Source organism: Streptomyces sp. NPDC037421 (assembly GCF_055602105.1).
Genome location: NZ_JBVJWV010000007.1, coordinates 1 through 21,886, shown reverse-complemented (window position 1 = coordinate 21,886; position 21,886 = coordinate 1). Strand labels below are relative to the sequence as shown.

Genomic DNA, 21,886 nt, shown 5'->3' with positions numbered 1-21,886 from the left:
TTCTCGGCCCCCGTGTGAATTCCGGAGGATCGGTGCGAAAGGAGCGCGACAGGCAGGTCTGCGATACTGCGGGCATCCTGTGGCGGTTCGAGGCTGGGGCCGAATTTGAATGGTAGTCAACAGCGTGGCGCAGCCCCGCGTTCGCAGGTTCGAAGGGCCGAACTCATAGCCCTCGGGCGGAAGTTGTTCGCCGACACCCCGTACGACGCCCTCTCCATGGACGACATCGCGCGACAGGCCGGCGTCGCCAAGGGGCTCGTCTACTACTACTTCAAGAGCAAGCGCGGCTATTACCTCGCGATCGTCGAGGACTCCGTCGCCGGACTCGTCGCCCGCGCGGGCGGGGACACCGGCCTGCCGGCCGCCGAGCGGGTCCGCCGCACGATCGACGGCTACCTCCACTACGCCGAGCACCACCGCGCCGCCTACCGCACCATCGCCACCGGCGGGGTCGGCTCCGACGCCGAGGTGCTGGCCATCCGCGACGCCGTCCGCGAGGAGCTCGTCACCACCATCGCCGAGGGCGCCTACGGCCGCCGCGAGGTCCCGCCCCTGGCCCGGCTCGCCCTCGTCGGCTGGCTCTCCGGGGTGGAGGGCGCCACCCTCGACTGGATCGGCACCCCGCCGGCCGGGGCGCGCCCGGAGCGGGACGTGCTCGCCGCCCTGCTCGTACGCCAGCTGAGGGCGACGCTGACCGTGATCGAGGAGTTCGTCCCCGACTGTCCGGCTCCTCCAGTGGCTCCCGAGGAGCCCGCGAGCGGATCGAATGATCATGGCAATCATGTACCGGTGACGTAAAGCGCCTGATCGGGCATACTCAACCCGCCGCAGCCGCTGAGCGAGCCGTTCCGTGACCCGGGACGGCAGCATCGGCTGTGAGAGCACCGAGACCCGGCGGCGCGTCCCACACCTCACGCGTCGCCGCCGTGCCCGACGAGGGAGGAGAGCGCCGCCATGACAGACCGCGCCCCGCAGCCGGTGGACCGTCAGCTGCCCACCGAGGAGTCCCGGGACCTCCTCGCGCTCGTACGCGAGATCGCCCAGCGGGAGATCCGCCCGCACGCCGCCGACGAGGAGGAGACCGGCCGGTTCCCCCGGGAGGTCTTCACCCTGCTGTCCGAGGCCGGACTGCTCGGCCTCCCGTACGGCGGCGAGTTCGGCGGCGGCGAGCAGCCGTACGAGGTCTACCTCCAGGTGCTGGAGGAGCTGGCGGCCGCCCGCCTGACCGTCGGCCTCGGCGTCAGCGTGCACTCCCTGGCCTGCCACGGCCTCGCCGGCTACGGCACCAAGGAGCAGAAGTCCGCCCACCTGCCCGACATGCTCGGCGGCGGACTGCTCGGCGCGTACTGCCTCTCCGAGCCGGCCGCCGGCTCGGACGCCGCCTCGCTGACCACCAAGGCGGTCCGCGACGGCGACGACTGGGTGATCACCGGCACCAAGGCCTGGATCACCCACGGCGGTGTCGCCGACTTCTACACCGTCCTCGCGCGCACCGGAGCCCCGGGCGCCAAGGGCATCACCGCCTTCCTCGTGCCCGGCGACGCCCCCGGCCTGACGGCGGCCGTCCCCGAGAAGAAGATGGGCATGAAGGGCTCGCCCACCGCCCAGCTGCACTTCGACGGCGTCCGCGTGCCCGACTCCCGGCGGATCGGCGAGGAGGGCCAGGGCTTCACCATCGCGCTGGCGGCCCTCGACGCGGGCCGGCTGGGCATCGCGGCCTGCGCCATAGGCGTGGCCCAGGCGGCCCTCGACGAGGCCGTCTCGTACGCCCTCGGCCGCAAGCAGTTCGGGCACCCGATCGCGGACTTCCAGGGGCTGCGCTTCATGCTCGCCGACATGGCCACCAAGATCGAGGCGGGCCGGGCGCTCTACCTCGCGGCCGCGCGGCTGCGGGACGCGGGCAAGCCCTTCTCCCGGCAGGCGGCCATGGCCAAGCTCTTCTGCACGGACGCGGCCATGGCCGTCACCACGGACGCGGTGCAGATCCTCGGCGGCTACGGCTACACCGCGGACTTCCCGGTGGAGCGGCTGATGCGCGAGGCGAAGGTCCTCCAGATCGTGGAGGGCACCAACCAGATCCAGCGCATGGTCATCGCCCGCCACCTGGCCGGCCCCGAGACCCGCTGACGCCGGACGTGTGAAGGCTCTCGGCCGCCGGGCTGAACCCGCGGGGGTTCCGCCGTGTCGCCGGGAGCCGCACGGGGCCGCCGGAGAAGATCATGGGCGGTGACCCGTCTCAGACGCTCCGGGGTGTTCCTGCCGTACGTGCTCCTGCTGCTCGCCCTCCTCGCCGTGCAGGCCGGAGGGGCCTGGCCCCGGGCTGCCGCGGCGACGGACCCCTGCCGGGCGGACCAGCTCGGCAGGGCGAAGGTCACCGCCTGGGCGGAGTTCGACCACCGTGGCCGTAATGACAGCCTGCTCACCAGCGTGATGGAGATCCGTGTCCCGACGGGCTGGGGTCCCGCCCCCGACCTGCTCCTCGACTCCCGCTCACCGCGTTACCGCTCGGCGCTGCGCTGTCTGCTGGGGAAGGTCACGGATACCGATGAGGGCTTCTTCGACGACGAATGGCGTCTCAAACCACTGACGGTGACGGCCGACGGCACCTGGACCACCGTCCACTACGAAGCCGTCGCATGGGTTCAGGTGCTCGGCTCGTATCGCGTCGGCCCCTGGCAGCTCAACGCGGGCGAGAACGAGTGGGTCCTCGGACTGAGACCGCCGCCGAATCTCGCCGGGGCCACGTGGGAGGACGTGCACGTCCGGCTGGGCGGCCCCGGCGCCATGTCTGTCACCCCCGCTCCGGCCTTCGGTGAGAAGGGCACCGAACTGAGGTGGCAGCAGCGGAAGGGCGGGGAGACCTTCCAGGTGGCGTTCCGTCCGCCCGCGGCACAGCAATGGAGTGCCATCGCCGCGACGGAGGGTGAGTTCTGGGAGACCTTCGGCTACGACAGTGCCTCGGGTGCCTTCTGGTTCCTGGAGGCGAGCGTGCTCTTGCTGCTCTGCGCCAGAATGCTCCGGCGAGGTCGGGGCGGCGTTCTGATGCCGGAGGAGGAACGGTCGCTCAAGACGTTGAAGACGTGGGCGCTCGTGCAGGCGCTGCTCGCCCTGGTGGTCTTCCTGGGTGACAACGCCTACCGTTTCATGCGCCAGCAGATGTCCTGGCACTGGGATTACGAGGGGACTGTCTGGCTGTTCGCTCTGCTGCTGATCGGGCTCGTCCTGTGCTTCCTGGGCAGGGTGGGAAAGCCCTTCCTCATCGGGGCGTGCGCCTTCACGCTCTGTCTGGCGGCAGCCTACGCCTACGTCGAATGGTCGGAATACGCTCTGCTGACCAACAGCGACTCCGAGATCCAACCTCCCGGTTCCTGGATCGTGCTGCTCGTACTTCTGGCGGTGCTCTTCGTCTACGTCCTGGGGCTGCTCTCGTCGGGACAGCGATTCCTGCTCATGGGCGACGGAGGGCTGCCGCGATGGGTGGTGGCATCGGTCTCTTTCGCGGCGGCGGCGTCGACCGTCCTGTGGTCCTACGTCGCCTTCGAGCGGAGCTGGGAACGCCTCAGCTGGCTCGCCGACCCCGGCTGGAAGTCGTACGGGGGCCAATGGGTGTATTACTACGACATGTGGTGGTGGTGGTTCCCCTACTACTCCCTCAATTCGCTGCTGACGGGCGCCGCATACCTGACGCCATTGGCCCTCGTGGGGGTGCTCCGCGTCTGCCGTTCCGAACAGAGAGAGGAAGACTCGTTCACGCCGGACCAGGCCGAGAAATTCCTGCTGGTGGTGCTGTTCACCCTCGCCGTGGTCCCCAGCTACGCCTTGTACTACGGCTTCTCGGGTGACCTCGTCATCCTGGTCATCACTCTCGCCGCCACCTGGGGCCTGCTCGCTCTGGGACAGGCCAGGTCCGTGCTGGAGCAGCCTTCAGCGGACAACGCTCCGCTCGGGAAGACCGTCTCACGGACAGACCGGTCCGAATTGATGCGCCTGGCGCGGCGCTTCCGGCAGCTCCAGTCGCGGCTCCAGCGCGCGGGCGCCGGTTCGTCGGGCGAGCGCACCCCGACGCAGGAGTCGATCGAGCACGAGATCGACGAGTTGGACCGGTGCCTGCCGGAAGGGGTGCGGCCGGTGGACCTGCCGTTCGCCTGCGGGCCCATGCCCACCTGGTGGGGCAACGCGTGCCGGGGGGCGCTCGTCGCCTGCTTCGTCGGTCTGCCCGCCACTGCGCTGATGTACTGGACGGACATGATCCGGAACGAAGCGTGGCTCTTGACCACCGAGTCCCCCGTCGGCGTCCTCGATATCGTTCTCGAGATCGTCTTCTGGCAGTCCACCTGGGTGGGCGGAGGGTTCTTCCTGGGGGCGCTCTGGCGCGACCTTCCCGGCCGGCACGGGCCGACGAAGGCGTTCGGTGTCGCCGCCGCCTTCTCCGTACCGGTCGCGGCCCACCAGGTCATCGCCCAGGCCATCGGGCAGAGCATGGAGGGGTCGACCCCGGCCATGGCCGCCTTCGCCTCGGTCATGACGTTCACCGGGCTGGTCATGGACGTGCAGACGTTCCAGAGCGAGCGGCGTTACTGGCCGACCAGCGCCGGTCTCGTCGCGTACGTCTACCAGATGCGCTTCGCCTCGGTGGCGTTCTGCCTGGCGCAGCTCCTGGCGCTCGCCACCATCTGGAAGACGTTGCGCGAAGGGGGCCCGCTGGCGCCACCCCCGGCCCCCTGAGGGGCGTCCGGGCCGCGTCCGCTTCAGGACTCGTACAGCGGCCCGCTCGGCCAGATCGGGGAGGCGGCGATCCGGGACCACTCCGGGTCGCGACGCCCCGGCAGGGTGCGGCCGGCGGCGGCCCAGCGGGCGAGGAGGTCGCCGTAGATCGGCGGGTCGGGCTGGTGCGGCCGCCCGTGCTGTCCGCCCGGTTCCGGGACCGTGCGCTGAACCGATTCTTCGTAACCAGGCGGGGTGGGGCGCCGCCTGCGCCCCGCTCTCGCCGACGGCGTTTCGAGGGTCGTCATGCACCGCCAACGCCGGACCTGACGCAGGGGTAACCCCTCCCCGTCCGCGCCCATCCGTTCGAGCCGTCCCACGCGCGCCGCCCCCGCGCCCCGGGCGCCCCGGCGGAGCCGGGCGGTGGCCGGGAGTGCCGGGATGTCAGGGTGTGCCACGGCACTGGCCGCGAGCGGGGCATCTGACGTACCGTCATATCCGCTCAGCAGCCCTGCCCGCCCCCGTGCCCCAGGAGGTTTGCCGTGCCCGCGGACCGCCCCGTCGCCCTCGACGAGTACCCCGTCCACCAGGCCCCGCTGTCGATGAAGCACCACGTCAGCGGCGACCGGAACGCCTACGACCGCTGCATCTTCCACGTCTTCGACCACGTCGGCCGCGCCGTCCTCATCCTCGGCCTCGGCGTCTACCCCAACGCCGGGGTCATCGACGCCTACGCCACCCTGCGCCTGGGCGGCGAACTCCTCGCCGTCCGCGCCTCCGACGCGCTCACCGACGACCGGATGAACCTTTCCGTCGGCCCCCTGTCGATCACCGTCGACGTACCGCTCAAGCGGCTCACCCTGCGCTGCGAACCCGACCCGGCGGACCCGCACGGGCTCTCGTACGACATCACCTGGACCGCCGAGTTCCCCGCCGTCTGGGAGCCCCACCACGTCCAGCGCCGCGGCGACCGCCTCATGCTCGAAGGCCGCCGCTTCGTCCAGGCGGGCAACGTCACCGGCACCATCCGGGCCCGCGGCGAGGAGTTCACCCTCACACCGGGGGAGTGGACCGGCACCCGCGACCGCAGCTGGGGAGTGCGCCCGATACCCGGCGAGGACGGCGGCCGGGCCGCCGAGGAGATGCGCCCCGAGGGCTTCCACTGGCTCTGGATCCCCGTCCGCTTCGAGGACCGCTTCCTGATGGTCATCGCCCAGGAGGACGCCGACGGCCACCGCACCCTCAACGAGGCGGTCCAGGTCTTCCCCGAGGGCAGCGGCCGCCACGACGTCCAGCTCGGCTGGCCCCAGACCGAGATCCGCTACCGCTCCGGCAGCCGCCACCCCGAGCGCGCCGTCGTCCACCTCGCCGACCCCTCCCGCAAACCCCTCGAACTCGGCGTCGAGATCCTGAACTCCTCCCCGCTCGCCGTCGGCGCCGGCTACCCGCCCGCCGCCGACTGGCAGCACGGCACCTGGCAGGGCCGCGGATGGACCGACCGCCGTACCTACGACCTCTCCGACCCCGCCGCCCACCCCATGGCCGCCTTCGGCGTCACCGACCACTCGGCCCGCTTCACGCTCGACGGGCGGACCGGCTTCGGGATCTTCGAGCACGGCAGCTTCGGCCGCCACGACCCCAGCGGCTTCGCCGACTACTCCTCCGTCGCTCCCTGACCCAGCCCCCAGACAGGAAGGGTCGACCATGGCCACGGCACCCCGCCCCCGCACCTCCACCCGAGAGCCCGAGGAACTCGGCCGCCGCCTCGCGGCCTGGCTTGACGGCCGCCTCCCCGGCGCGAAGGTCGTCAACACCTCCGTCCCCGGCTCCAACGGCATGTCCAGCGAGACCCTGCTCTTCGACATCGAGCACCCCGACGCCCCCGTCCGCGCCTGCGCCCTGCGCCTGGCCGCCGACCCGGCCGCCTACACCGTCTTCCCCACCTACGACATGCCGCGCCAGCACCGCGTGATGAGCCTGGTCGCCGAGCACACCGACCTGCCCGTCCCGCGCGTGCTGTGGCTGGAGGAGGACCCGGCACCGCTCGGGGCGCCGTTCTTCGTGATGGCCCGCGCCGAGGGCCGCGTACCGCCCGACGTCATGCCCTACACCTACGAGGGGAACTGGCTGCACTCCGCCACCGACGCCGAGCGCGCCGAACTCCAGGAGGCGAGCATCTCCCTCCTCGCCCGGCTGCACGACCGGTTCCCCGCGAAGGAGGCCGAGTTCCTGCTCCCCGCGGGCGAGGGCAGCCCGCTGCGCCGCCACGTCGACGCGCAGCGCGCCTACTACGAGTGGGTGGTGTCAGGCCTGGCGCGCTCGCCCCTGCTGGAGCGGGCCTTCGACCGGCTGGAGGAACTCTGGCCGGCCGACGAGGGCGACCCGGTCCTCAACTGGGGCGACGCCCGCATCGGCAACGTCATCTACGACGGCTTCCGGCCGGCGGCCGTCCTCGACTGGGAGATGGCGGCCTACGCCCCGCGCGAGGTCGACCTCGGCTGGACCGTCTACCTGCACCGCTTCTTCCAGGACCTGACCGTGGGCTTCGGCCAGCCGGGCCTGCCGGACTTCCTGCGCCGCGAGGACCTGGAACGCCGCTACGCGGAGCTCACCGGGCACACCCCGGGGGACATGGAGTTCCACACCCTGTACGCGGCCCTGCGGCACGGGATCGTCATGCTGCGCATCGCCTACCGGCAGGCGTACTTCGGCGAGGTGGAGGTTCCCGCCGACCCGGACGGGCTGATCCTGCACCATGCCAGCCTGGCCGGCATGGTGCAGGGCACGTACTGGTAGCCGCGGATCAGGCGGCCTGCGCGTGCTGGCTCTTGCGCGGCAGCGGGGCCGCCTCCGGCCGCACGGGACGCGAGCCCGGCCCGCCGACGTGCGAGAACGGCTGCGTGCGCCAGTCCAGCCCCTGCGGCAGGGCGAGGCGCACGATGGCGTCCAGCTCCTGCTGCTCCGGCAGGAGCGCGCCCAGCGTCGGCAGCGCGTCCGAGACCGGGCGGCCGGTGCCGGCGCACACCGTGAGCCCGAAGGGGTTCCACGGGGTCAGGCACAGCGCGTGCTGCGGGAGGTGCTCCTCGTCCGCGACGAGGGCGATCGACTGCCCGCAGTCCGGGCAGACCGCGTGGCGGACCTCGAAGTCCTCGGCGTCGCCGGGTTCGAGGTACTCCCCGTCGTCCGCGTAATCGGTCTCGACGGATTCCAGGGGCTCCGGTTCGGTGCGACCGGCGCGCTTGGTGTTCAGCATGGATGTACTCCCCCTTGGGTGGGCCGGGCGGGCAGGTACTTCGGCCACGGCCACACCAAGCACTTCCCGCCGCGCGGCACGAGTAACCACCAGAGCGGGATGTACGCCCGTACACGCCTGTGGCTTTGGTCACATGCCCGCCGCAGGTGCCACTTCTACGTGGACACCGCTGTGCCTGGAGCCGCTCGGGGCAATAGGTTGTGCGGCTATGAGCGCAATGGAGGAGCTGGACCGCCAGATCGTGGATCTGCTCGTGCGGGACGGGCGGATGAGCTACACGGACCTGGGCAAGGCCACGGGCCTGTCCACGTCGGCGGTCCACCAGCGAGTACGCAGGCTGGAGCAGCGCGGCGTCATCCGCGGGTACGCGGCCGTCGTGGACCCCGAGGCCGTCGGGCTCCCCCTGACGGCCTTCATCTCGGTCAAGCCGTTCGACCCGAGCGCGCCGGACGACATCGCGGACCGGCTCGCGGGCGTGCCCGAGATCGAGGCCTGCCACAGCGTCGCGGGCGACGAGAACTACATCCTCAAGGTCCGCGTGGCCACCCCGCTGGAACTGGAGGACCTCCTGGGCCGTCTACGCGCCCTGGCCCACGTCTCCACCCGCACCACAGTGGTCCTCTCCACCCCCTACGAAGCCCGCCCACCGCGGGTGTAGGCCTTCCGCCCCCGCCGCACCCTCCAGCCCCGCCGGCGCGTGAGGCGCGGGTCCGGGCAGCGACCGGGGAAAGGGCGAAGGGCGGGCAGGGGACAAACCCCGCGCAGCGGCACCCCGCAGCCCCCGGCCGACCCCCGCCCCCGCCCACCCCACCCGGGGCGAACCGCGGCCGGCGGAGGGGCCAGACTGGTCCCCATGACCGACCGCACCGCCGCCGCGCCCACCCCCGCCGCCGGAACCACCCGTACCGTCCTCCTCCGCGGAGGAGAGGTGCACAGCCCCGCCGACCCCTTCGCCACCGCGATGGTCGTCGAGCGCGGCCACGTCGCCTGGGTCGGCTCCGAGGGCGCCGCCGACGCCTTCGCGCAGGGCGTGGACGAGGTCGTCGACCTCGGCGGGGCGCTCGTCACCCCCGCTTTCACCGACGCCCACGTCCACACCACCTCCACCGGCCTCGCCCTCACCGGTCTCGATCTGACCGGGGCCCGCTCCCTCACCGAGGCCCTCGGCCTCGTGCGCGCGTACGCCGACCGGCGGCCCGCCGACCGGGTGCTCCTCGGCCACGGCTGGGACGCCGCCCGCTGGCCCGAGCGCCGCGCCCCGCGCCGCTCCGAGCTCGACGAGGCCACCGGGGGCCGTCCGCTCTACCTGAGCCGCATCGACGTCCACTCCGCGGTGGTCACCACGGCCCTCCTGGACCTCGTCCCCCACGTGCACCCGCGCGGCGACGACGTGCCGCTCACCAAGGACGACCACCACGCCGTCCGCCGCGCCGCGCTCGCCGCCCTCACCCCCGCCCAGCGCGCCGAGGCGCAGCGGGCGGCCCTGGACCGGGCGGCCTCCCTCGGCATCGGCTCGGTGCACGAGTGCGGCGGGCCCGACATCTCCTCCGCCGAGGACTTCACGGGCCTGCTGGCCCTGGCCGCCGAGCGCCCCGGGCCGCGCGTCCACGGCTACTGGGCGGACCGGGACCTCGCCCTGGCCAAGGAGCTCGGCGCGGTCGGCGCCGCCGGCGACCTGTTCGTGGACGGCGCCCTCGGATCGCACACCGCCTGCCTGCACGCCCCGTACGCCGACGCCGCGCACACCGGCACGGGCTACCTGGACGCCGCCGAGGTCGCCGAGCACGTCGCCGCCTGCACCGGGGCGGGGCTCCAGGCCGGGTTCCACGCCATCGGGGACGCTGCCGTCGCCGCCGTGGTCGAGGGCGTCCGCGCGGCCGCCGGGAAGGTGGGGCTGGACCGGATCCGGGCCGCCCGGCACCGCGTCGAGCACGCCGAGATGATGACCCCGCAGACCATCGCGGCCTTCGCGGAGCTCGGCCTCACCGCGTCCGTGCAGCCCGCCTTCGACGCGGCCTGGGGAGGCGAGGACGGCATGTACGCCGACCGGCTCGGCGCCGAGCGCGCCCGCACCCTCAACCCCTTCGCGGCCATGCTCAAGGCCGGTGTCCCGCTGGCCTTCGGCTCGGACGCGCCCGTCACCCCGCTCGACCCCTGGGGCACGGTCCGTGCCGCCGCCTTCCACCGCACCCCCGAGCACCGGATCTCCGTACGGGCCGCCTTCGCCGCCCACACCCGGGGCGGCTGGCGGGCGCTGGGCCGCGACGACGCGGGCACCCTCGTGCCCGGTGCCCCGGCCGACTACGCGGTCTGGCAGACCGGCGAACTGGTGGTCCAGGCGCCCGACGACCGGGTCGCCCGCTGGTCCACCGACCCCCGTTCCGGCACGCCGGGCCTGCCCGACCTGAGCCCGGGCGGGGAGCTGCCGGTGTGCCTGGCGACGGTGGTCGGCGGCCGGGAGGTATTCGTACGGCCACAGGGGTGATCCGCCGGGCCTCGGTGCGGTACCGGCGGCCCGGCCCGGATAGGTTCGGCCGGGCCCACCACTGGACGTCCCCACCGGACGGCTCCGCCCGCTCGGCGCGCCCGCGCCGCGGGGGCGAGGGAAGGTTTCGCCGGTGGGGCCGGCTCCCGGCGCGTACCGGGGGAGGGTGGCCCCGGACCGGGCCCGGCGGCCCAGTAGACAACGGTCACGGCGGCCCGCAGCCAGCGGGAGCCGGTCCGGCCCGAAGGGCCGCCGGTCCCGGTCGCCGGCTGTTCTAAAATCGTCCTGTTGTGACGGGACGGACGAAGAACACACAAGGGGAACCAGTGAGCGACGGCGGACAGCGGACGTACGGACCGCTCGGCACCACCCTGGTGATCATTCCGACGTACAACGAGGCCGAGAACATCGGCCTGATCACCGGCCGTGTCCGCGCCGCCGTCCCCGAGGCCCACGTCCTGGTCGCGGACGACAACAGCCCCGACGGGACCGGCAAGCTCGCCGACGAGCTGGCGGCCGCCGACGACCACATCCACGTCATGCACCGCAAGGGCAAGGAGGGCCTCGGCGCCGCCTACCTCGCGGGCTTCGCCTGGGGCCTGGAGAACGGCTACGGCGTCATCGTCGAGATGGACGCCGACGGCTCCCACCAGCCGGAGGAGCTGCCCCGGCTGCTCACCGCGCTGGGCGGTGCCGACCTGGTGCTCGGCTCCCGCTGGGTGCCGGGCGGCCGGGTCGTCAACTGGCCCAAGAGCCGCGAGTTCCTCTCCCGGGGCGGCTCCACGTACTCCCGGCTGATGCTGGACGTCCCGATCCGCGACGTGACCGGCGGCTACCGCGCCTTCCGCCGCGAGACGCTGGAGGGGCTCGGCCTCGACGAGGTCGCCTCGGCGGGCTACTGCTTCCAGGTGGACCTGGCCCGCCGGGCCGTCCGCAAGGGCTTCCGGGTCGTGGAGGTGCCCATCACCTTCGTCGAGCGCGAGCTCGGCGACAGCAAGATGAGCAAGGACATCGTGGTCGAGGCCCTCCTGAGGGTCACCCAGTGGGGCCTGAAGGAGCGCGCCGCCAAGCTGGCCGGCAAGCGCCGCTGATCCGGCCCCGACCCCCGGGCATCCCTTAGGGGATGCCCGGTACCTCCGGCTGAGCCCGCTTTCACCGGGGTCCAGGCACACTGGGGGGTATGACGACCGGCGTTCCTACTCCGACGGCCCCCCGGCGGCGCTCGCCCGCCCGTACCTTCATCCCCCTGGCGGTCGCCGCCTGGCTGATCCTGGAGATCTGGCTGCTCAGCCTGGTCGCCGGGGTGGCCGGCGGGTTCACCGTCGCGGCGCTGCTCGCCGGCGGCCTGGTGCTCGGCGTGGTGGTCATCAAGCGGGCCGGTCGCCGCGCCTTCAAGAACCTCACCCGCAGCTTCCAGCAGGCCCAGGAGCAGGCGATGGCGGGCGGCATACCGTCCGCCCCGCAGCCCCCCAAGGGCTCCGGCAACGCGATGACCATGCTGGCCGGACTGCTGCTGATCATGCCCGGCCTGCTCTCCGACCTGGCCGGCCTGCTCCTGCTGCTGCCGCCCGTACGGGCCTTCGCGGGCCGCCGGGCCGAGCGCACCCTGGAGCGGAAGATGGCCTCGGCCGCCCCGGGCGGCTTCGGTGACGCCTTCACCCAGGCCCGGATCCACCACCCCGACGGCAAGGTCGTCCAGGGCGAGGTGATCCGCGAGGACCGCCCCGGGCAGCGGCAGGACCCGGACACCGGGTACCGGCCCCCGCTGGCCCCGTAGGGCCCGCGGGCGGACATTCGGACAGCGGACCACGGACGACACGAGACGCCGAGGGGCCCCGCCACTGATGTGGCGGGGCCCCTCGGCTACTGCGCTGTGCCCGCGGGTCAGGCGGACTTGCGGCTGTCGCGCGGATGCACGGCAATGTTCATGGCGCCGGAGCGCAGGACGGCCAGCCTCTCGGCCAGCACCTCCTCCAGCTCCTCGCGGGTGCGCCGCTCCATGAGCATGTCCCAGTGCGTTCGCGCAGGCTTGCCCTTCTTCTCTTCGGGCCCGTCCCCGTCCACCAGGAGTGCCATGGCGCCGCACGCCTTGCACTCCCACTCCGGCGGAATCTCTGCCTCAACCGAGAACGGCATCTCAAATCGATGTCCGTTCTGGCATGCGTACTCCACCGCCTGGCGCGGGGCCAGATCGATGCCGCGGTCCGTCTCGTAGCTGGTAACCACGAGCCGCGTACCGCGGAGAGCTCGCTCACTCATGAATCGTGCCTCCCGGGCTTGTCGCCCACAGGACAGGTGTCGCTGTCGTCGTCATCCGGTCAACGTCCGGTCGGCGGTATAGATTCCCGCTCCGGGTCATGCGTCGCCCGTCGTGCCGCCCCTTGTTGTACCCACCAGTGCCCGTTTTGTCACATCTGGCAGCAGATGTCACCCAACGTCTACACTTCTCGTGCGCGCAGTAACGGTCCGCCTGGCAGGCCAAAGGCGTACACTACCGGCCCTTTGCCACAACGTCGAAATTCGTTCGGGATTCGTTCGTGAGTCCGGATCCCCGGCGGGCGGCGGAGGGGCCGGACCCGGGCCCGCCCGGGCCCGGATCCGCGCTTCAGAGGCGTACCGGAACAGGATTGCCCGCCGCCTCCACCGCGCGCCGCACCGGCACCCGCGCGAGCAGCACGAAACCCAGTGCGAAGAACACCACCAGCGAGATGATCGCGTCCCGGTAGCTGCCCGTGACCTGGTAGGTCAGGCCGAAGACCAGCGGCCCCACCCAGCTCAGGCCGCGGTCGCTCATCTCGTACGCCGAGAAGTACTCGGCCTCCTTGCCCGCCGGCACCAGGTGCGAGAACAGCGAGCGCGACAGCGCCTGGCTGCCGCCCAGCACCAGTCCGATCATCGCGGCGAGCGCGAAGAACCACACCGGGGTCCGGGCCGGCAGGAAGTACCCGGCCGCCAGCGTCAGCGCCCACGCGGCCAGCGAACCGAGGATGGTCCGCTTCGCCCCGTACACCCGGGCCAGCCGGCCCATACCCAGCGCGCCCGCCACCGCCAGCACCTGGACCAGCAGCACCGCGCCGATCAGCGTGGACTGCTCCAGCTCCAGCTCCTCGGAGCCGTAGACCGAGGCCTGGGAGATCACGGTCTGCACGCCGTCGTTGTAGATCAGGTACGCGAGCAGGAACGACAGGGTCAGCGGGTAGCGCCGCATGTCCTTGAAGGTGGCCACCAGCTGCTTCCAGCCGCTGACGGCCGGCGCGCCGCCCGCCTCCCGGACCACCGCCCGGTCCCGCAGCCGGCGCAGCGGGATCAGCGCGAAGGCCCCCCACCACAGGCCCGCCGAGGCCAGGCAGACGCGTACGGCCTCGCTCTCGGAGAGGCCGAAGGAGTCGTGGCCCAGGTACAGCGCGAGGTTCACCACGAGCATCAGCGAGCCCGCGGTGTAGCCGAAGGCCCAGCCCCGGGAGGAGACGGTGTCCCGCTCGTCCGGGGTCGAGATCTGCGGCAGGTAGGCGTTGTAGAGCACCATCGACACGGACAGGGACGCGTTCGCGACGATCAGCAGGAACCCGCCCAGCAGGTAGCGCTCCCCGCCGAGGAGGAACATGGCCGCCGTGGCCGTGGCACCGGTGTACGCGGCCACGGCCAGCAGCGGCTTCTTGCGCCCGGTCCGGTCGGCGACCGCCCCCGCCAGCGGCATGAGCAGCACGGCCAGGATCACCGACGCCGAGACCGAGTACGCGAAGAAGGAACCGGCCCGCACCGGGATGCCCAGCGGGTGGACGTAGCCCTCGGCGTCCGCGGCGGCCTTCGCCACCGAGGTCAGGTACGGGCCCAGGAACACCGTGAGCACGCTCGCCGAGTACACGGACACGGCGAAGTCGTAGAAGTACCAGCCGCGCTGTTCGCGCTTGCGTGCGGCCGCCGCCTCCGCGGACGGTCTGCCGTCCTCGGCCCCGGGCTCCGCCCCGTCCGTTGTCTGCGCGCTCATTCGAGAGCCCCCTCGCTGGTCCCCGTACCGCACGGCCGCGGACGCCCGCACGGCGGCCGGGCGGTGTCAGGCCCAGGCGCCGCGCCGGTCCAGCACCGTGCGCAAGATGTCGATCCGGTCGGTCATGATGCCATCGACACCCAGGTCGAGGAGAGCCTCCATGCGTTCCGGTTCGTTCACGGTCCACACGTGCACCTGGAGTCCCCGCTCGTGCGCGGTCCGTACGAAGCGCCGGTCGACCACCCGGATGCCCGCCTGGGTCTCCGGGACCTGAGCCGCCACCGCGCCCACGCGCAGGGCCGCCGGGATCGCGAAGGAACGCAGCCGCAGCCCGACCACCCCGCGCACCCCGTACGAGGTCGCCAGCCGTGGCCCCGCGATCTTCTGCGCCCGGGCCACCCGGCTCTCCGAGAAGGAGCCCACGCACACCCGGTCCCAGACCCCGGCCCGCGCGATCAGGTTGACCAGCGGGTGCAGGGCCGACTCGTCCTTGACGTCCACGTTCCAGCGGGCTTCGGGGAACTGCTCCAGCAGGTCCTCGAAGAGGGCCAGCGGTTCGGTCCCCGCCACCCGCGCCTCGCGCACCCGGCTCCAGGGCAGCTCCCGGATCCTGCCGCCCATGCCGGTGACCCGGTCCAGCGTGGCGTCGTGGAAGGCCACCAGCTTCCCGTCCGCCGTCGCGTGCACATCGGTCTCGAAGTACCGGTAGCCCGCGTCGGCGGCCCGGCGGAAGGCGGCGGCGGTGTTCTCCAGCCCGTCCGCGGCCCCGCCCCGGTGGGCGAAGGGGATCGGGGCCGGGTGGTCCAGGTAGGGGTGCCGGAGGCGTACGTGAGTCACGGCGGCAGTATGCCCAATGCGTCCCGCCGGGCGGGAGCGCCACGGGGGCGGAGGCGTGGCCGCGCAGTGAACGGCCCGGCCCGCCACATGCCCGCGCGGCACCCCCCTGGCTCCAATGGACCGGCCCGTGACAGTCTGGGGCCCCACGACCAATCCAATACCGGCCACGGAATCCGCATCCCGAGGCCAATTCGACGAAGGTGGACCGGACGCCATGGCTCAGTGGACCTCAGCGGTCGGTGCCGCACAGCTCGCCCGGCTCATCGGCTCCCAGCAGGACCGGCCCGCGCCGCCCGGCGCCCGCAAGCCGCCCGCGTACCGGACCCTGGCCGACGGCATCCGGCTGCTCGTCCTGGAGGGCCGCGTCCCCGTCGCCGCCCGGCTGCCCGCCGAACGGGAGCTCGCCGTCGCCCTGTCGCTGAGCCGCACCACCGTCGCCGCCGCGTACGAGGCCCTGCGCGGGGAGGGCTTCCTGGAATCCCGCCGGGGCGCGGGCAGCTGGACCGCCGTACCGGCCGGGAACCCGCTGCCGGCCCGCGGCCTGGAACCGCTGCCCCCCGAGTCCCTCGGCTCGATGATCGACCTCGGCTGCGCCGCCCTCCCGGCCCCCGAGCCCTGGCTGACCAAGGCCGTCCAGGGCGCCCTGGAGGAGCTCCCGCCCTACGCGCACACCCACGGGGACTACCCGGCGGGCCTGCCCGCACTGCGCCGGATGCTCGCCGACCGCTACACCGAGCGGGGCATCCCGACCATGCCCGAGCAGATCATGGTCACGACCGGGGCGATGGGCGCCATAGACGCCATCTGCAGCCTCTTCGCGGGCCGGGGTGAGCGGATCGCCGTGGAGTCCCCCTCCTACGCCAACATCCTCCAGCTGATGCGCGCCGCCGAGGCCCGCCTCGTGCCGGTGGCGATGGGGACGGGCCTGAGCGGCTGGGACATGGACGTCTGGCGGCAGGTGCTGCGCGACTCGGCCCCCCGCCTCGCCTACGTCGTCGCCGACTTCCACAACCCGACCGGCGCCCTGGCCTCGGAGGACAAGCGCCGGGCGATGGTCGAGGCGGCCCGCTCCGCCGGGACGGTGCTGATCGCCGACGAGACCATGGCCGAACTCCGGCTGGACCCGGACCTCGCCATGCCCCGCCCGGTCTGCTCCTTCGACCCGGCCGGCTCCACGGTGATCACCGTCGGATCCGCCAGCAAGGCCTTCTGGGCGGGCATGCGGATCGGCTGGGTCCGGGCGGCCCCCGACGTCATCCGCAGCCTGGTCGCCGCACGGGCGTACGCGGACCTCGGCACCCCGGTGCTGGAACAGCTCGCGGTGAACTGGCTGATGCGCACCGGCGGCTGGGCCGAGGCCGTCGGGATGCGCCGCGCGCAGGCCCGGGACAACCGGGACGCGCTCGTCGCGGCGGTGCGCCGGGAGCTGCCGGAATGGGAGTACGAGGTGCCGAGCGGCGGGCTCACGCTGTGGGCCCGGGCGGGCGGCCTGTCCGGGTCGCGGCTGGCCGAGGTGGGGGAGCGGGTCGGCGTCCGCGTCCCCTCGGGCCCCCGGTTCGGCGTGGACGGGGCCTTCGAGGGCTACGTCCGGCTGCCGTTCACGGTCGGCGGGCCGGTGGCCGAGGAGGCCGCCGCCCGCCTGGCCGCGGCGGCCCGGCTGGTCGGCACGGGGGCGGGCGGCAGCGGGTCGGAGCCCCCGCGCACCTTCGTCGCGTAGTCCTTCCCGCAGGACTTGCTACGGAGCCTCCGCCGGGACCTCCGGGATCTCCGCGGCGTCGATCGAGGAGGGCTGCGGCTGGACCTGGAGCGGCCGGTTCGGGGCGGGCGGACCCTCGCCGCCCCGGCCCGGCGCCTGCCGCTCGGGCAGCAGCTCCAGTACCGCCTGCCGGTGGGCGGGGTGCGCGGCGTCGTCGTACGGGTCCGGCGTGGCCGGCACCTGGAGGCGGTGCACGGCACCGGTGCCGAGCCGCGCGTACCCCCGGCCCGGCGGCAGCTGCGGGGGCGGGGTGGTGTGCGGAGGCAGCCCCAGCACGTCCGCGACCTGCTGGACCGGGGCGGGCCCGAGGACCACCCGGGCGCGGGTGTGCTGCCAGACGGCGTCGCCCAGCAGCTCCAGGTGGTCGAAGTGCTCGGCGACGACCACCGTGACGTGCGCGGCGCGCCCGTGCCGCAGAGGTACCTGGAGCTGGGCGAGGGGGTCGGGGCGGCCGTCGGCGGCGGCCAGGTGCGCGAGCACGCTGGGCCGGTCCAACAGGATCCACAGGGGGCGCCGGGAGTCCTCGGGAGCGGGCCGGCCCGCCTCCCGGGCCCGGTGCGTGGCGATCAGCCGCCGCTCGGTCTCGTGTGCCGCCCACTCGACGGAGGCCAGCGCCCCGGCGGGGCCGCACTCGACGGCGAGGACGCCGGCCCGGCCGGCCAGGCATGCGTACTCGCCGCTGCCGCCGCCCTCGACGATCATCACGTCACCGCCCTGCCCCAGGGCCTGGAGGGCGATCGAGCGCAGCAGGGTGGAGGTGCCGCTGCCGGGCTGGCCGACGGCCAGCAGGTGCGGTTCGCCGGAGCGCGGGCCGGTCCGCCAGATCACCGGCGGCACGTCGGCCGCTTCCTCCCCCTCCAGTACGGGCACGGTGCGCCGCACGCCGCCGGGGTCGGTGAAGCCGAGGACGGTCTCGCCCGGCGAGGTCACGAAGGGCTGGGCGGCGATGTCGGTGGGCAGCGCCGCCAGCACCCGCAGGTCGAGCTGGTTGCCCTCCTCGTCCCAGTCGAAGAGGTACTCCCGGCCGCGCCCGGCCTTGGCGTGCAGCAGGGCCTCGATCCGGGCCCGCGAGGCGGTCTCGCCGTCGGTGAAGTAGGCCGGGTAGCGGATGCGGAGCCGGCTCACCCGGCCCGCACCGTCGAACTCGTAGTCGCTGAAGGCCTCCTCCCAGGCCCCGCCGTGGGCGAAGAGCGGGCTGGGGTCCTCCGGGGCGGAGAAGTACGGCACCAGCGCCTCGTACAGCGAGCGCAGCCGTTCGGCCTCGGCGTCGCCGGGCCCGGAGCCTGCCGGGGAGCGGTCCCGCCCGTGCCAGGCCGCGGCCGCCATGACGCTGATCAGGGCGCCGAGGGGACCGTAGGGGACGATCGCGACCACGAGGACGCAGGCGGCCCCGAGGAAGAGCGCCGGACCGCGCTTGTCCTTCGGGGTCGCCGCCCACCTGCGCCGCCCGGCGGAGGCCAGGACGCGCAGGCCGCGTCCGATGACGATGAGCGGGTGGAGCACGTCGGTGGCGCTGTCGGCAGCCGTGCGGGCGAGGTCGCGGCCCCGGGTGAGCGACGCGCTGCCGCTGCTGAGGATGCGGGGGAGAGGGCGCCGGGCCACGGTCGTCTCCTGGAGTCGTGGTGGTGCGGGACTGTGGCGTCAGGGCCCGGGCGCTGCGGGGCTGGGCGGAACCCAGGCGGCCGAGGCCGCGGGCCTGATCGTGGACGGCCCGTGCGGGACCTGAGCCCCGGCGGGGCCGGGACCCGTGCGGGCCTGGAGCCCGGGCGGGCTAGAGCTTGATCCCGCCGAGCAGGCTCGCGAGGCTCGCCGTACTGGCCGTGATGCTCGGGGCGATGGCGGAGCCGGCGAGGAAGAAGCCGAACAGCGCGCAGACGAACGCGTGCGTCAGTTTCATCCCGTCCTTCTTGAAGAACAGGAAGCAGATGATGCCGAGCAGGACGACACCTGAGATGGACAGGACCATGTGACGTTCTCCTGATGAGTCGAGGCTCCTGGTGGGTGGGTACGGTCACCATCAGTTGTTCCAGGCTCACAGGAAGTATCAATGCGATAAAAGGTGCATACGGGTGAATCCTGGGTTTTTTCACTTGACCGGACGCGCCTGACTGGCGCGGCCGGCGCCCGCGGTGTGGAGGCACCGCCGCCAGCCATCCTTGCCTCGGACCGGCCCCGTCATGTCCCGGGACGGGCGCTACCCTGGCGATTCACCCGTACGGACGCAGTGCCGTGCGCCGTCCTGCCCTCCCGGCCTGGGGAAACTCCTTCCGGAGGGCGCGGGGCGCACGCGGGCGGCCCGGGCGGCACGCCACGGCTGGCGCGCCGACAAGCCAGAGACCGAAAGGCGGTACGACCGATGAGCGAGCACCAGGACGCCCCCGACGAGGACGTCGTCGAACTGGCCGGCAAGATCTTCGACCTCGCCCGTCAGGGTGAGGCCGCGACGCTGGCCGCCTACCTGGACGCCGGGGTTCCGGCCAACCTCACCAACGACCGGGGCGACACCCTCGTCATGCTCGCCGCCTACCACGGCCACGCCGAGGCCGTCACGGTCCTGCTGGACCGCGGCGCCGAGGCGGACCGCGCCAACGACCGCGGCCAGACCCCCCTCGCCGGCGCCGTCTTCAAGGGTGAGGAGGCCGTCATCCGCGCGCTGCTCGCGGGCGGGGCCGACCCGAACGCCGGGACCCCCTCCGCCGTGGACACGGCCCGCATGTTCAACAAGGCCGACCTGCTGGAACTCTTCGGAGCCAAGTAGTCCGCTTTTTCCCGGGCGTCGCCGGGCCCCGACGGGCCCCGCCACCTCACGGCTTGGTCACGGCGCCCTTAAATGTGGTCGCGGCGCACAAACCGCCTGGGTCATCATGGCGTCGGATTCGATTCGCGGACATGACGGACGGGCAGGAGCGGGCTGGACACGACGGGTGTCCACACCCACCCCTGCCGCCCCGGCCGCCGTGGTCGCGAAGCACCGACGAGAGTGAGAAGGCAATGGTCTACATCGAGCGGAACCAGACGGCGGACGTCCTCACATGCTGTTACGCGGCTCTGTGAATCCCGATTCCCGGTCGCGTCCCCAGCTTGATTTGAGGCCATTCCCATGTTCGAACCAGTCATAGCGCCGAGCGGTACCCTGCTCGGGCTCCTCCAGCGGGGCCGTGGCGACGGCACGCTGCACGCCCTCGCCGCACCCAGGCACGAGGCCCTCGCGGCACTCAACCAGTGCGTGCTGCGCGACCCGCGCCAGGACTGGCAGGTCGAGAACCGCTCCCTGTACTACGCGCGCCTGTACCTGGACCTCGACGGCCCCCTCGGCGAGATCGAGGCCCACCTCTTCGGCGCCGACGACCTCTTCGACGAAGAGGACCACCGGACCGGCCTCGCCCTGTCCGTCCTCGGGCACCTGGCCTCGTACGGCCGCGACGACGCCCTCATGCTGCTGCGCCGCTACGCCGCCTCCGGGGCCAACTGGGCCTGGGCCCTCGACGAGCTCGCCCTGCGCGACGACGACGGGGGACTGCGCTCCCTCGCCGCACCCGTCCTCGCCCGGTTCCCCGCCACCGCCGAGGGCGAGGCGCGGCTGGCCGCCGCCGTCCGCGACGCCTACGAGCCCCGCCCGTGGGCCCTGTGGGAGGAGTTGCCCGCCTACGCGGAACGCCTGCGCGCCGCCCGCCAGCAGGGCTCCTTCGACCGCTGGCAGCGCCAGATGACCCCCAACGGCCCCCGCCCCGGCTGGGGCGTCCAGGCCGTCTTCGACTGGGCCGCCGACGGGCTGCGCCGGGGCACCCCCCTGCACGTGCCCGCCGCGCGCTGCCTCGCCGCCGTGGCCGCCCCCGACGACCGGCCCGCCATCCTCGCGGCCGCCGCCGGAGCCTCCGGCGAAGCCGCCCGGGCCACCGCCCTGCACCACCTCGTCCTCGCCGAACCGGAGAACCCGGCCGTGCTGGACCTCATCGAAGCCGCCGGGGACGAGCCCGCCGTGGCCGCCTACGAGCGCATGTGCGGCCCCGCCGCCCTCGACCGGGCCCGGCTCTGGGTCCACCGCCCCGACGCCCTCGGAGCGGCCGCCGCGGCCCTCCTGGCGGCCTGCGGCGGGGCCGAGGACGCCGGACTGGTCCTCGGCGCCCTCCGCAACACCGTCCGCGGCTCCGGCCCGGACTCCGTCCGCCTCTTCGCCCTGGTCGACGGAGCGGGCCGGCTCTCCATCGGCTGCGCGGCCCCGGTACTGCGGCACGTCTACCGCGAGACGGCCTCCTCCCACCTGCGCGGCCGCGCGGCCCGCGCCCTGGCCGCCACCGACCCCACCTTCGCGGCGGGCTTCGCCGTCGAATGCCTCTGGGACTGCGAGGAGACCACCCGCGAGGTCGCGGCCCGCCACGCCGAGACCGCTGACGCCCGAGTGGCCCCCCGCCTGCGCCGCCTGGCGGCGGACCCGGCGGAGGAGGAGGACGTCCAGTCGGCCGTCCGCAGCCGCATCACCCCGGAGTCGGCGGTATAACCCCGGGGCGGAGCCCCGGCCCCCCGGGGCGCTCGGCCCCGGCCCGCGGGCGCTCCGCCCCGGCCCGCGGGCGCTCCGCCCCGGCCCGCGGGCGCTCCGCCCCGGCTCCCGGGCGCTCGGCCCCGGCTCCGCCGGAGCGCCCCGATTCCGGCGGGCGCTGCCCGGGCCCTGGAGCGCCGTGTGCGGGTGGGGGGCCGCTGCGCGGGCCGTGTCCCCTACCCGCCCTTCGCCCGTTCCCCCGGGCTGCGCCCCGGACCCGCGCGCCTCAAACGCCGGCGGGGGTGGGGGAGCAAAGACCACCAGACGTTTCGGAGACAGGAGAGGAGCAGCCACCAACGGGCGCGGGAGAGCGCCCTGGAAAAACG

Annotated in this window: 19 protein-coding genes; 12 read left to right on the top strand and 7 right to left on the bottom strand. The window is 73.5% G+C overall.

Annotated features, from left to right (window positions below; translation table 11 throughout):
• Positions 1 to 105 precede the first annotated feature (105 nt).
• From ACZ7IF_RS12845 to ACZ7IF_RS12835, 3 genes are all read left to right on the top strand, one after another.
• A complete protein-coding gene (locus tag ACZ7IF_RS12845; RefSeq protein ID WP_470968309.1) occupies positions 106 to 798 on the top strand; it encodes a TetR/AcrR family transcriptional regulator in 693 nt (230 codons plus the stop codon).
• Positions 799 to 954: 156 nt separating this feature from the next.
• Positions 955 to 2,127 carry an acyl-CoA dehydrogenase gene (locus ACZ7IF_RS12840; protein WP_470968302.1) on the top strand — a complete coding sequence of 391 codons (1,173 nt, stop codon included), beginning with the start codon at positions 955 to 957 and terminating at the stop codon, positions 2,125 to 2,127.
• A 99-nt stretch (positions 2,128 to 2,226) separates the two neighbouring features.
• Positions 2,227 to 4,725, top strand: coding sequence for a DUF6185 family protein (locus tag ACZ7IF_RS12835; protein ID WP_470968297.1), 2,499 nt, complete (start codon positions 2,227 to 2,229; stop codon positions 4,723 to 4,725).
• A 23-nt stretch (positions 4,726 to 4,748) separates the two neighbouring features.
• Here the strand turns inward: ACZ7IF_RS12835 and ACZ7IF_RS12830 are convergent, their stop codons facing one another.
• On the bottom strand, positions 4,749 to 5,012 hold the full coding sequence (locus ACZ7IF_RS12830) for a hypothetical protein (protein WP_470968293.1): 264 nt from the start codon (positions 5,010 to 5,012) through the stop codon (positions 4,749 to 4,751).
• Between the two features lie 294 nt (positions 5,013 to 5,306).
• Between ACZ7IF_RS12830 and ACZ7IF_RS12825 the strand changes: the two genes are divergently transcribed.
• Positions 5,307 to 6,380, top strand: coding sequence for an Rv3169 family protein (locus ACZ7IF_RS12825; protein WP_470969285.1), 1,074 nt, complete (start codon positions 5,307 to 5,309; stop codon positions 6,378 to 6,380).
• A gap of 28 nt (positions 6,381 to 6,408) precedes the next feature.
• Positions 6,409 to 7,500, top strand: coding sequence for a phosphotransferase family protein (locus ACZ7IF_RS12820; protein WP_470968287.1), 1,092 nt, complete (start codon positions 6,409 to 6,411; stop codon positions 7,498 to 7,500).
• Between the two features lie 7 nt (positions 7,501 to 7,507).
• Here ACZ7IF_RS12820 and ACZ7IF_RS12815 read toward each other — a convergent pair whose 3' ends face one another.
• Entirely contained in the window at positions 7,508 to 7,957 is a 450-nt protein-coding gene (locus ACZ7IF_RS12815; protein ID WP_470968283.1) for a hypothetical protein, read from the bottom strand.
• A gap of 217 nt (positions 7,958 to 8,174) precedes the next feature.
• Between ACZ7IF_RS12815 and ACZ7IF_RS12810 the strand changes: the two genes are divergently transcribed.
• From ACZ7IF_RS12810 to fxsA, 4 genes are all read left to right on the top strand, one after another.
• Positions 8,175 to 8,615, top strand: coding sequence for an Lrp/AsnC family transcriptional regulator (locus ACZ7IF_RS12810; protein WP_030011705.1), 441 nt, complete (start codon positions 8,175 to 8,177; stop codon positions 8,613 to 8,615).
• Between the two features lie 195 nt (positions 8,616 to 8,810).
• A complete protein-coding gene (locus ACZ7IF_RS12805) occupies positions 8,811 to 10,442 on the top strand; it encodes an amidohydrolase (protein ID WP_470968278.1) in 1,632 nt (543 codons plus the stop codon).
• A gap of 326 nt (positions 10,443 to 10,768) precedes the next feature.
• On the top strand, positions 10,769 to 11,533 hold the full coding sequence (locus ACZ7IF_RS12800; RefSeq protein WP_470968272.1) for a polyprenol monophosphomannose synthase: 765 nt from the start codon (positions 10,769 to 10,771) through the stop codon (positions 11,531 to 11,533).
• A gap of 89 nt (positions 11,534 to 11,622) precedes the next feature.
• On the top strand, positions 11,623 to 12,219 hold the full coding sequence (gene fxsA, locus ACZ7IF_RS12795; RefSeq protein WP_470968266.1) for an FxsA family membrane protein: 597 nt from the start codon (positions 11,623 to 11,625) through the stop codon (positions 12,217 to 12,219).
• Positions 12,220 to 12,326: 107 nt separating this feature from the next.
• Here the strand turns inward: fxsA and ACZ7IF_RS12790 are convergent, their stop codons facing one another.
• The 3 genes from ACZ7IF_RS12790 to ACZ7IF_RS12780 form a co-directional block, all read right to left on the bottom strand.
• Positions 12,327 to 12,701 carry an RNA polymerase-binding protein RbpA gene (locus tag ACZ7IF_RS12790; protein WP_007262928.1) on the bottom strand — a complete coding sequence of 125 codons (375 nt, stop codon included), beginning with the start codon at positions 12,699 to 12,701 and terminating at the stop codon, positions 12,327 to 12,329.
• A 346-nt stretch (positions 12,702 to 13,047) separates the two neighbouring features.
• Positions 13,048 to 14,430, bottom strand: coding sequence for an MFS transporter (locus tag ACZ7IF_RS12785; protein ID WP_470968261.1), 1,383 nt, complete (start codon positions 14,428 to 14,430; stop codon positions 13,048 to 13,050).
• A 66-nt stretch (positions 14,431 to 14,496) separates the two neighbouring features.
• Positions 14,497 to 15,267 carry a glycerophosphodiester phosphodiesterase gene (locus ACZ7IF_RS12780; RefSeq protein ID WP_470968257.1) on the bottom strand — a complete coding sequence of 257 codons (771 nt, stop codon included), beginning with the start codon at positions 15,265 to 15,267 and terminating at the stop codon, positions 14,497 to 14,499.
• Positions 15,268 to 15,481: 214 nt separating this feature from the next.
• Here ACZ7IF_RS12780 and ACZ7IF_RS12775 point away from each other — a divergent pair, with 214 nt between their 5' ends.
• The gene (locus tag ACZ7IF_RS12775) at positions 15,482 to 16,984 is read left to right on the top strand and encodes an SCO1417 family PLP biosynthesis transcription factor (RefSeq protein ID WP_470968254.1); all 1,503 of its coding nucleotides are present in this window, start codon (positions 15,482 to 15,484) and stop codon (positions 16,982 to 16,984) included.
• An 18-nt stretch (positions 16,985 to 17,002) separates the two neighbouring features.
• Here the strand turns inward: ACZ7IF_RS12775 and ACZ7IF_RS12770 are convergent, their stop codons facing one another.
• Complete coding sequence (locus tag ACZ7IF_RS12770) at positions 17,003 to 18,625, bottom strand: hypothetical protein (protein WP_470968249.1); 1,623 nt, start codon at positions 18,623 to 18,625, stop codon at positions 17,003 to 17,005.
• A gap of 169 nt (positions 18,626 to 18,794) precedes the next feature.
• A complete protein-coding gene (locus ACZ7IF_RS12765; RefSeq protein WP_007262923.1) occupies positions 18,795 to 18,989 on the bottom strand; it encodes a hypothetical protein in 195 nt (64 codons plus the stop codon).
• Between the two features lie 390 nt (positions 18,990 to 19,379).
• On the opposite strand from ACZ7IF_RS12765, the gene ACZ7IF_RS12760 reads away from it, so the two are divergent.
• Entirely contained in the window at positions 19,380 to 19,781 is a 402-nt protein-coding gene (locus tag ACZ7IF_RS12760) for an ankyrin repeat domain-containing protein (RefSeq protein ID WP_470968245.1), read from the top strand.
• Positions 19,782 to 20,123: 342 nt separating this feature from the next.
• Positions 20,124 to 21,521 carry a HEAT repeat domain-containing protein gene (locus tag ACZ7IF_RS12755; protein WP_470968239.1) on the top strand — a complete coding sequence of 466 codons (1,398 nt, stop codon included), beginning with the start codon at positions 20,124 to 20,126 and terminating at the stop codon, positions 21,519 to 21,521.
• Positions 21,522 to 21,886: the final 365 nt, after the last annotated feature.